This window comes from Streptomyces sp. TM32 (assembly GCF_004122755.1).
GTDB lineage: Bacteria > Actinomycetota > Actinomycetes > Streptomycetales > Streptomycetaceae > Streptomyces > Streptomyces sioyaensis.
Genome location: NZ_SDIG01000197.1, coordinates 1 through 11,160 on the forward strand (window position 1 = coordinate 1; position 11,160 = coordinate 11,160).

An 11,160-nucleotide genomic window follows, 5' to 3' on the forward strand; every position below is an offset into this window, starting at 1 on the left:
TCCACCCCCCACCCACCGTCTCCGGCGAACCGCCCCCTCGCCCCGTCGCTCCACCGGACACGGCCGGTCCGGTGGCGCACCGTCCTCCTCGGCCGCAGCCCGCAGTGACTGCACCCGGGTTCCCCCCACGGCACTCTCCCGCCCCCACAAACCCACTGCGACAGAACACCGGAGAACACCATGGCGAAAAGAACAATGCTGGTCCTCGTCGACGGGCCGGAGGGAAATTCCCTGCCGCAGCACGCACGCGACGCCGTGAACGACCCGATAAGGGTCCTGCGGGGCAACGGATACGAACGTTTCGAATTCTACGGCGAATACGTGGACGTCGGCGGAGAGCCGGTCCCCGTCTACCGCTGGTGCTACCGCACAAGAATCGCCGAGTAGGTGCTGTGCGGTCCGCAGAAGAAAGCCAAGCAAAGGGAGAAAGAACATGCGGAATCTCAGGAGTGAAGGAGTCCGGTCATGACGCGAGTGTCAGGGAACCCCGGAAGCCGAAATGATGGCCGGAATGTGGTCGTCACCGGTGTCGGATTCTGTCTGCCCGGCCGGACGGCGCCGGTCTTCACGGCCGACGACATGTGGGCCGTCGCCTCCAACGGCCAAAGCTGCCTCAAGCGTGACGAGGTCTACTACGGCTCGGTCGATCTCACCCAGGAGATGTTCGACGAACGCCTCCCGGATGTCCCCCCGTTCTTTTCCCGGCATTACACCGCGGCCCACCGTTACGGTCTGGTGTCGATGGCCGAAGCCACCGCGGACGCCGGACTGACATTTCACGGCGGGGCGCTGAGCGAAGCGGCAATACTGGTTGGACGCGGCGGTGTGGACGCGAACGTCGAAAGCTATCTCTCGGTGCTGAGAGCAGATCCCGGAAAGACCACCGCAGCGGAAGCCATGGAGCTTTTCGTATCCGCCGAGCAAGCCGTGACGCCGTCGGACGTCGCACTGGTCCAGGGGGCGCTGACCCGCACCAAAGGCCCCTGCTACACCGTCTCGTGCGGCTGCGCCTCGTCGGCGGTGCAGATCGGCAACGCCCGGCGGATGATCGCTCAGGGCGAGGTCGAGGTCGCGGTCGTCACCGGGGTGGACGTGTTCAACGTCCACCTCATCGAGAACATCCAGCGGTTGCTGGACGGGGCGCAGCAGGATGACGACTCGCTCGGCCCCACCGGCATGCCGGAACTGCTGCCGTCCTTCAGCTCCTTGATGCGGCCCTACGACCGGCGGGCGGACTGCATCAACCACGGCGAGGGCTCCGCCACCGTCATCTTGGAGAGCCGGGAGCACGCCGTCCGGCGTGGCGCGCACCTCTACGGCCAGGTGCTGTCCACCGCCCTCACCCGCGACGGGTTGGCTCACCCCCTGGCATGTGACGACACCGGCGCGGAACTCGTCACCGCCGTTCGTCGCTGCCTCGGCACCCGGTGGCACATCGACGACGTCCCGTACGTCCACGGCGGCAGTGACGGCAACGCCGTCGTCACCGCCTTCGAGGCGAACGCCGTCAAGGAGCTGTACGGGCCCGACAGCACGGTGCTGATGACGTCCCAGGAAGGCTGCTTCGGCCACAACGGCGCACCGGCCGGCTGCCTGGGCGTCGCCATGACGCTGATGATGCTCGAACGGGGACAGGTGTGCCCGACGGCCAACTGTGAACAGCCCGCCGAGGGGCTGCCCTTCGACCCCGTCCCGGGCATCCGCCCCCGCGCGCTCGACTTCGACTACGCGCTGTCCTTCAACTACCAGGTCGGCGGCGTGAAGAACGCCATCCTTCTCGGCAGCCCGGAAGCCGTGTGACGAAGGGCAGATCACCTCCCACGTACGGAGACCCCGATGAGCAACAACACGCACGGCTCGACAGCCGAGACGCAACCCAGACTCGCAACAGAGAACATCGCCGTGATCGGCATGGGATGCCGGCTCCCCGGCGACACCGATTCGCCCGCGGCCTTGTGGCGGCTGCTGGTCGAGGAGCGGGACGCGGTGGGCGAGATGCCCGCGGAAAGACAGCGCCTGGTTCCCGGGGGCCTCCCGGGGCCGGTGGAGGGGGAAGAGACCCCCCGGCAGGGTGGCTTCCTGCGCGATGTGACGGGCTTCGACGCCGCCTTCTTCGGTGTCTCGGGTCGTGAGGCCGATGTCCTCGACCCCCAGCACCGCCTCCTGCTGGAGGTCAGCTGGGAAGCCCTGGAACACGCCGGTCTCCCGCCGGACCGGATGAACGGCACCCCCACGGGTGTCTTCGCCGGCATCAGTTACACCGACTACATGGATCGCCTCGTCGGCCTCCCCCAGGAACTGGAAGGGGCCGTTCTGACCAACGGTCACTGTGTGGCTGCCGGGCGGATCTCCTACCTGCTCGGGTTGCAAGGACCGTGCGTGGCGCTGGACACCGCATGTTCCTCCTCCCTGGTGGCCGTGCACATGGCACGCCAGGCGCTGTCCGCCGGCGAGTGCGACCTGGCGCTCGCCGGCGGCGTCACGCTGACCTTCCAGCAGCGCATCACCCGGTCGTTCGCCAGGATGGGCATGCTCTCGCCCGGCGGGCGCTGCCGGACGTTCGACGCCGACGCCGACGGGTTCGTGAGGGGTGAGGGCTGTGGTGTGGTGGTGCTCAAGCGCCTCACGGACGCGGTACGGGACGGGGACCGGGTACTCGCGGTGCTGCGCGGCTCGGCCACGAACCAGGACGGTTCCTCCGAAGGGCTGGCGGCACCATCGGTGACCGCCCAACGGGCCCTGTATCTGGAGGCCCTGGCCCAGTCCGGGGTCGATCCGCGGGACGTGGGAATGGTGGAGACCCACGGCACCGGCACCCCGGTGGGCGACCCCATCGAGTTCGCCAGCCTCTCCGACGTCTACGGCAACGGGCCCGGCCGCTGCGCCCTGACCTCGGTGAAGACCAACGTGGGGCATCTGGAACCGGCCGCCGGCGTCACCGGACTGATCAAGAGCGTGCTGTGCCTGCAACGCGGCACCATTCCGGCGAACCTGCACTTCCGCCGGTGGAATCCGGCCATCTCGGCAGTCGGCACCCGGCTGTTCGTCCCCACCGAGCTGAGCGCCTGGCCGCTGCGGACGCCCACCCGGCTGGCCGCGGTGTCCTCCTTCGGCTTCTCGGGCACCAACGCCCACGTCCTGCTGGAGCAGGCCCCGCAGACCCCGGCCGTCCGGCGCCGGAGCTCCGGGCGGCCCGCGCAGTCGTCCGGTGAGGTCTTCCTCGTGTCGGCCGGCTCCCCGGACGTGCTGCCGGCCGCGGCCACCCGGCTCGCGGACTGGATGGAGGGCGACGGCGCGAACCTCCCGCTGCACGACCTCGCGCACACCCTGGCGCTGCGGCGCTGCGCGGGCCGCGGCCGGATGGGCGTGGTGACCTCCGCACGCCGCGAACTCATCGGCTCGCTGCGCGCGTTCGCGGCGGGTCAGCGGCACCCGGCGGTGGTCAGCGGCGCCGTGGGGGCCTCGGTCGAGCGGCAGCCGGTGTGGGTGTTCTCCGGCCAGGGCTCCCAGTGGCCCGGTATGGGGCGCGGACTGCTGAAGGCCGAACCGGCCTTCCTGGACGCGCTGACCGAGGTCCACGAGCTCATCGCGGCGCAGAGCGAGGTCTCCGTCCTCGACGTGGTCCGGCACGGCAAGGCCGTCCAGGGCTGCGGCACGGTGCAGCCGGTCCTCTTCGCCCTCCAGGTCGCCCTCGCCGCCACCTGGCGGGCGCACGGCGTGGAACCCGCCGCGGTGATCGGCCACTCCATGGGCGAGGTCGCGGCGGCGGTGGTGGCCGGTGCGCTGTCCCTGGCCGATGGCGTCCGGGTGATCTGCCGGCGCTCGGGGCTGCTGAGCGACATCGCCGGCAGCGGCAGCATGCTGAGCGTCGGACTCGACGCCGCCACGGTGCGCGAGGAACTCGCCGACAGCGTCGCCGAGACGGTGTCGGTGGCCGTGCTGTCCTCGCCCGACTCCACCGTCGTGGCCGGACGGACCACGGAGGTGAGTCGGCTGGCCGCGGCCTGGGAGGCCCGCAAGATCCCGGTGTTCCCGATCGCCGTGGACGTGGCCTCGCACTGCCCGCTGGTGGACCCGGTCCTGCCGGCGCTGCGGACGGCGCTGGCCGGGCTCGCACCCCGGTCGCCCAAGGTGCCGTTCTACTCGACGGTCGTCGATGCCGGTGTCACCCCTGCCTTCGACGCCGACTACTGGTGCGACAACCTGCGCCGCCCGGTGCGGTTCGCCGAGGCGGTGGCCGCCGCGGCCGCCGACCGGCACGTGGTCTACACCGAGATCTCCCCGCACCCCGTCGTCACCCACTCCGTCGAACGGAGCCTGGCCGGACTCGTCACCGACCCCGTCGTGCTGCCCACGCTGCGCCGTGAGGAGGACGAGCAGACCACGCTGCGCACCCAGCTCGCCGCCGCGCACTGCGCCGGTGTGCCGGTGAACTGGCGGTACCTGTACGACGACGGCAACCTCGTGGACGCCCCCACCGTCACCTTCGACCGCCGCCACCACTGGGTCGACGCCACGACCGCTCCCGCGGAAGCCGCCGAGGCGCCCCGGGCCCCGCTGCCCGGACGGCACACCGAGTTCCCCGGCGAGCCCGTGCGGCACAGCTGGCGCGCCGACGCCGGTACCGACGCGCTGCCCTGGCTCGCCGACCACAAGGTGCACGACAACCCGGTCTTCCCCGGAGCGGCGCACTGCGGCCTGGCGCTCGCCGCGGCCTGTGAGGCCTTCGGCGCGGCACCCGACGAGGTGGAGGTCACCGACGTCCACTTCGAGCAGCTGCTGCGGCTGGGCGCGCAGACCGAGGTCTCCACCGTCGTCACCCTGACCGCACCGGACCGGGCGCAGTGCGAGATCCTCGCCCGGAACGAGACCGGTGGCTGGGAACGGCAGGCCGAGGCGGTGCTGCACCGGCTGAACGTGCGCCCCGAACTGCGCCCGCGGTCCGTCGAGGCGATGAGCGTGCGCCATCCGCTGCCGGTGGAGATCTCGGCGCTCTACGACAGCCTGCGCCGGCGCGGACTGGACCACGGCCCGGCCTTCCACGGCATCCTCGACCTGCACACCGGCCGCCACAACGACAGCTTCTGGGCCAGGGTCGAGGTACCGCGGCAGGCACAGACCCCGCCGTCCGGGCTGCCGCTGCACCCCGTCCTGCTCGACCTCTGCGCCCAGCTCGCCCTGGCGCCGCTGATCAACGAGGAGGACTCGGCACTGGTGCTGCCGGTGCGGATGCAGGCGCTGCGCATCCTCGGCGACCCCGACACCGCCGTGTACTGCCACGCACACGTCAGCGAGATCACCCCGGAAGCGATAGTGGCCAACGTGCGCCTCCTGGACGACAGCGGCGCCGTGGTCCTCGTCGTCAACGGTCTGCGGTTCGCCTGGCGGGCCGCGCCCGGTGCCGCGGCGGTCGACGACTGGCTCCTGGGCATCGGCTGGCAGCAGGCCCCCCGGGTCACACCGGACGGCGGACAGGCGGCGGGCAACTGGGTCATCGTGGGCGAGGCGGACGGCTCGGCCCAGGCACTGGCCGCCGCGCTGCGCAAGCACTGCGCCCGCACGGTCGTCTGGGACCGCGCCCTGGACGGCAGCTCCCTCACCTCGTTCCGTGACGCCCTCGCCGGCCGCCTGGCCGCCACCCTGGAAGCCCCGCGCGGCGTGGTGCTGGTGTGCGGACCCGCGGACGACGAGGACCCGACGGTGCAGTCCCTGCGGCGCACCCGCAGGCTGCTCGGCGCGCTGCAGTCGATCGCCGCCACCACCACCGGGGCGCCACGCCTGTACGTCGTCACCCGCGGGGCGCGCGGCGTCGTGCCGGGTGACGAGGTCGACCTCGGCCAGAGCGCGCTGCGCGGCCTGCTGCGGGTCGGCGCGCTGGAACACCCCGAGGCCCGGCCGGTCTCGGTGGACACCGACGCCCGGGGCGCCGGGCCGGAGGAGGTGGCCCTGGAGCTGCTCGCGGACGCGCCCGACGACGAGGTCGCCCTGCGCGCCGGCAGCCGGTATGTGGCCCGCCTGGAACATGCCCCGACGGACGGCGCGGCGGACCGTGCGGCCACCCCGTGCACCGTGCGGTACGGGGCGGACGGGTTCCGGCTGCGCGCCTCCCGGCTCGGCGACCTGTCGAGCCTGGAGTACGCGGCCACCGGGCGGCGCGCGCCACGGCCCGGCGAGGTCGAGGTCCAGGTCACCGCGGCCGGCCTCAACTTCCGCGATGTGCTCACCGCCATGGGCCTGCTCCCCGGTGACCTGGACGTCCGCTACCGGATCGGCTTCGAGTGCTCCGGTGTGGTCAGCGCCGTCGGCGACGGGGTGGAGCGGGTGCAGGTGGGCGACGAGGTGCTCGCGGTCGATCTGCGCGGCGGGGCCTTCGGCTCGTTCGTGACCCTGCCCGCCGAGACGGTGGCCCCCATCCCGATCGGCATCGAACCGGTGGCCGCGGCCGGCCTGCCGATCGCCTTCCTGACCGCCTGGTACTCCCTGCGGTCGGTCGCCCGGCTGACCGCGGGGGAGCGGGTGCTGATCCACTCCGCCACCGGCGGCACCGGTCTGGCGGCGATCGCGGTGGCCCGGCTGCTGGGCGCCGAGGTGCTGGCCACGGCCGGCAGCGAGGACAAGCGCCGCTATCTGCGGGGCATGGGCATCCGCCACGTCATGGACTCCCGCACCCTGGAGTTCGGCGAACGCACCCGGGAGGCGACCAACGGGGAGGGCGTCGACGTGGTCCTCAACTCGCTGTCGGGGGCGGCCATCCGGACGGGCCTGGAGACGCTGCGCCCGTTCGGCCGCTTCGTGGAGCTGGGGGTGCGCGACATCATGGCGGACGCCCCGCTGGGCATGCTGCCGCTGCGGCACAACGTCACCCTGAGCACCGTCGACCTGATCGAGTTGCAGCGCAACCGGCCCGACACCTTCGCGTCGGTGTGGCGCGAGGTGCTCGGCGCGTTCGAGGAGAACCGGCTCAAGCCCCTGCACTGCACGGAGTATCCGCTGTCCGAGGCCACCACGGCCTTCCGCGCCATGGCGGCCGCCGACCATGTCGGCAAGCTGGTGCTGACCGTGCCCGACACCGGGGAGGCCGCGGCGGTGCTGCCCGATCTGGACATGCCGGTGCAGGAGGGCGGGGCGTACATCGTCACCGGCGGACTGCGCGGCCTGGGCCTGGCCACCGCGAAGTGGCTGGCGGCCCACGGCGCCGGCCACGTCGTGCTCAACGGCCGCTCCGCCCCGGCCCCCGACGTCGCACAGACGCTCGCCACCACGGTCGGCAGATCCGCCAAGGTGTCGGTGGTCCTCGGCGACATCGCCGATCCGGCCACCGCCCGGCGGTTGGTCTCCACCGCGGTGAGTGACGGCTTCCGGCTGCACGGCGTGGTGCACTGCGCGATGGTGCTGGACGACGCCGTGCTCACCAACGTCTCCGACGACCAGCTGGCGCGGGTGTGGCTGCCGAAGGTGGACGGCGCCTGGCACCTCCACCACGCCACCGAGGACCACCCGCTCGACTGGTTCGCGGCGTTCTCCTCCATGGCCTCGCTGCTGGGCAACCCCGGCCAGGGCGTGTATGCCGCGGCGAACTCCTGGCTCGACGGGTTCGCCGCCTGGCGCTCCGCACAGGGGATGCCCACGGTGGCGGTCAACTGGGGCCCGTGGGGCGAGATCGGTGTCGCCACCGACTTCAGCCGCCGCGGATACCGCACCATCCCCACCGACCAGGGGCTGGCGGCCCTGCAGACGCTGCTGTCCCACCGGCGGGTGCAGACCGGGGTGATTCCCGGCCCGCCGGAAACCTGGGTGCCGCCCGCGGGCCGGCATCTCCCGTTCTTCAGCGCGATGTCCGGCGAGGCCCCGCCGGCGGACCGGAACCCGGCCGCCGAGAGCACCGACGACATTCGTGCCCAACTCGCCGCCCTGCCCACCGGCCTGGCGCGCAGATCCGCTCTGGAAGACCATCTGGCGGGCCATGTCCGTGACGTTCTCCGACTGGGCAAAAGCTCTCTCGATCCGCAGACGCCGCTGAAGTCGCTGGGATTCGACTCGCTGTTGGCCATGGAATTGCGGGTACGCCTCGACCGTTCCTTCACCCTCACCCTGTCGCGAAACTTCGTCTGGGAACACCCGACGCTGGCCGCCCTCGCGGCCGGAATCGCGGAACAGCTGGGCCTGGATCTCTCCGCCCCGGGGAATCCGAAAGACCCGGCCTAGCCGCAGCGTTCCACGGCACGCCCGGCGGCCGGGCGAACGCCCGTCCGCCGGGCGTTCGCCGTGCCCGTGGCCGGTGCGGCCGCCGGACGCCGTGAACTCCGCACACCCGCCGCTGTGTTGCACACCCGCCGCGCCGGTTCCGGCAGGCAGCCGGAGAACTTCCGCGCCACCCATTCAAAACCCGCGGGATTCCTGATACATTCTCGCCGCCGCCTTGCTGCGGCCCGTTGCGTCTTTCCGTCAATTGTATTGGCGGAAAGGCGCAACCGTCTTTTTATGGTCATAGTATTTCACCTCGCCCCCTCCCCGGCTGCTTCCTTCGCTGCACTGTGCGCCTTCCGGGCGGACCGCCGCACTGCTTGAATTAACAGGGGAAAGCAAAGCCGAAAGCGGGCCGGTACGTACCGGCGGCGCGGCGCACTTCGAAGGCCGCTCGGATCGCCCGAACGATGCCGCTGGCAGTGCTTCATGAGGCGAAAGCGACATCGAAGTCCATGAGGTACACAGGAAAGGGGTAGTCATGTTACCCACCACAATGCATTCCGCCGAAGTCATGCTGACCGTCCGGCATATAGCGAGCTGGCCCCGGGAAAGAAGCGAGGTCGTTCCCGCCGACTGCTGGAGTTCCGCGCAGCGTGTGGAGCTCCGGATGCCGGCGCTGCGGCGCGCGGTGCCGGTGTGCCGGAGCCTGGCCCGCGCCTGGCTCGACGGACAGCACATCCATGACGACGACACCCGTTACCTCATGCTGCTCGTCCTGTCGGAACTGTGCACCAATGCGATCCAGTATTCCGCCGGCACCCGTGTCACCTGCCGGATATGGAGGTCGGAGGACCTGCTGCACATCGAGGTGCACGACCGCGGGGGTTCGGCGTCGGTGCCCCGGGTGCGACATCCGGGCGGGGAACAGGAGCACGGCCGCGGACTGGAGCTGGTCGCCACGTTCTCCTCCCGCTGGGGCCGCAGGATCGAGGCCGACAGCAGCTGCACCGTCTGGGCGGCGGTGCCGCTGGCGGCAGGTGTCCCCCCGCGCCTGGCGCCGTAACTCCCCTGAGGCCGCTCCCCATGGCCGCCACCCCGCCACGCCCGCTTCCGCAAGGGGGAAGCCGGCGAGCACCCCACGACCGAACATTCCAAGCGGCCGGGCCGGTCGCCGGCCGGTGACCGGGACGCCGCCGCTGCACCCCTTCGGGGGCTCCCGCCGCCGACGGCCGGACCGGCACCGGCTCCCCACCGCCTCCCCGCGAGCCGGGACGAGCCGTCCGGCCGTCGGTACCCGGACGACCGGCCCTTCGTCGCCGCCGCACCGCCCTCACCGCGTCACCTGCATACCGCTCTCCAGGACGAGGGTGTCGAAGGCGCGCACCGGCTCGGTGTCGCCGAACGGCCGCAGCTCGTCCTGGAAGTTCTGCAGATACCGCTCCCCGAGCGCCGACTTCAGCCTGCCGAGCAGCGCCACCCCCTCCATCGCCGCCCGGCAGGCCTCCTCGACGTCACCGGCCTGCACTAAGACCGTGGCGAGCAGCAGCAGATCGATGGCCCGGCGGCGTACCCGGGTCCGCGGGTGCCGGGCGAGTGCCTCCTCGGCCCGGCGGGCGGCCGGCCGTGGCTGCTTGAGATCCCGGTAGCAGTGCGCCAGTTCGTCGGCCAGATAGGCCCGGTCGAAGTGCGCGATCCACTCGGGACCGTCACCGGGGACGACCTGCGTCATCGCCTCCGTGGCTTTGTCCGCCAGTATTTTGCACATCCGGGCGTCGCCGAGCATGGCGTAGCCGCGGGCCTCGGTGGCGTAGAACATCGCCTGGGCGGACAGCGGTGCCCGGCCCCGGGTGCCTTCCTGCGCGGCCCGGGCGAGCTGCACCGCCTCCCGGGAGCAGCCCGCGCCGACGGCGAGATGGCTCAGCCCGGCGGCCAGCACATAACCGCCGTAGCACCGGTCGTCCGCGGCCTGTGCGAGCCGCAGCGCCTGGATGTAATACCGCTGGGCCAGGCCCGGTTGCCCGATGTCCAGGGCGGTGTACCCGGCGAGTTCCGTCAGCCGGGCGGCCGCGGCGAACAACTGTCGTCCCGTCGTCTCCCCGTAACTCCCGGCCATCAGCCCGGACAGCACGCTGCTGAGGCAGGACACCACCACGGGCCGGACATAGCCGCTGCCCACCCGGTGATCGAGTTCGGCCAGCGCCTGGGTGGTCGCCCGGACCAACTCCACATCGGTCATCCCCACCCGCGGCCCCAGCTGCCGGTGGCGTGCCACCTGTGGGTCCGGGGAGCTGATCAGCCAGTCCCGGCTGGGTTCGACCAAGGCCGACGCCGTCATGGCCGAACGTGACAAAAGCCCCCGGGACTCGGCGTCCATATGCCATAGTTCACGCACCTGCTCCAGTGCGTCGTCCACCGTGGCGGCGAAGTGGAGACCGACCCCGCAGGTCACGCTGTTGCCATTGGCCATGCCGATCTCTTCCGTCGAGACCGTACGGCCGAGCTTGCCGCTCAGCGCCTCGGCGATGATGGCCGGCACCCGGCCCCGTGGCCGCTGACCACTGAGCCACCGGCTCACGGAGGTCTTGTCGTACCGCAGATCCAGGCCCTGGGCCTCTCCCAAGACGTTCACCTGGCGCGCCAGCGCGGAGTTGGACAGAGAGGCTTCCTGGATGAGCGACCGCAGTCGTTGGTTGGTCTGACGCGCGACGAGTGGTCGGGCGGCCATGGTTCGCCTCCAAGCACGTGCCGCCAACGCTTCACGTTGGCATATCCAGAGAACGGGATGGCTCAGTCTTTACCCAACAACCAGGACTGAATCGCGATGACCAAAGTCAAGTCGCCGCCTGGGCGTTGCCCGCAGTAGCAGAGGGGCATGAAGGGGCTTCAGTCATGTGCCCCTCACGCCGGCCTGTCCCGACGCGCTCCTGCCGAACCCTCGCCGCACGCCACCCCCCACCGCGCACAACCACCCAC

General features: G+C 71.5%; 5 protein-coding genes. 4 read left to right on the top strand and 1 reads right to left on the bottom strand.

Annotated features, from left to right (window positions below):
- Positions 1-180 precede the first annotated feature (180 nt).
- From EST92_RS28200 to EST92_RS28215, 4 genes are all read left to right on the top strand, one after another.
- The gene (locus EST92_RS28200; RefSeq protein WP_231976925.1) at positions 181-387 is read left to right on the top strand and encodes a DUF5988 family protein; all 207 of its coding nucleotides are present in this window, start codon (positions 181-183) and stop codon (positions 385-387) included.
- Between the two features lie 78 nt (positions 388-465).
- Entirely contained in the window at positions 466-1,800 is a 1,335-nt protein-coding gene (locus EST92_RS28205; RefSeq protein WP_129283556.1) for a beta-ketoacyl synthase N-terminal-like domain-containing protein, read from the top strand.
- Positions 1,801-1,836: 36 nt separating this feature from the next.
- Complete coding sequence (locus EST92_RS28210) at positions 1,837-8,205, top strand: type I polyketide synthase (protein ID WP_129283557.1); 6,369 nt, start codon at positions 1,837-1,839, stop codon at positions 8,203-8,205.
- A gap of 649 nt (positions 8,206-8,854) precedes the next feature.
- A complete protein-coding gene (locus tag EST92_RS28215) occupies positions 8,855-9,250 on the top strand; it encodes an ATP-binding protein (protein ID WP_254069070.1) in 396 nt (131 codons plus the stop codon).
- Positions 9,251-9,517: 267 nt separating this feature from the next.
- On the opposite strand, the gene EST92_RS28220 is transcribed toward EST92_RS28215, so the two are convergent.
- The gene (locus EST92_RS28220; RefSeq protein WP_129283558.1) at positions 9,518-10,912 is read right to left on the bottom strand and encodes a transcriptional regulator; all 1,395 of its coding nucleotides are present in this window, start codon (positions 10,910-10,912) and stop codon (positions 9,518-9,520) included.
- Positions 10,913-11,160 lie beyond the last annotated feature (248 nt).

Coding starts and splice junctions, on each gene's coding strand:
- EST92_RS28200 (WP_231976925.1), top strand. CDS start 181: ATGGCGAAAAGAACAATGCTGGTCCTCGTCGACGGGCCGGAGGGAAAT.
- EST92_RS28205 (WP_129283556.1), top strand. CDS start 466: ATGACGCGAGTGTCAGGGAACCCCGGAAGCCGAAATGATGGCCGGAAT.
- EST92_RS28210 (WP_129283557.1), top strand. CDS start 1,837: ATGAGCAACAACACGCACGGCTCGACAGCCGAGACGCAACCCAGACTC.
- EST92_RS28215 (WP_254069070.1), top strand. CDS start 8,855: ATGCCGGCGCTGCGGCGCGCGGTGCCGGTGTGCCGGAGCCTGGCCCGC.
- EST92_RS28220 (WP_129283558.1), bottom strand. CDS start 10,912: ATGGCCGCCCGACCACTCGTCGCGCGTCAGACCAACCAACGACTGCGG.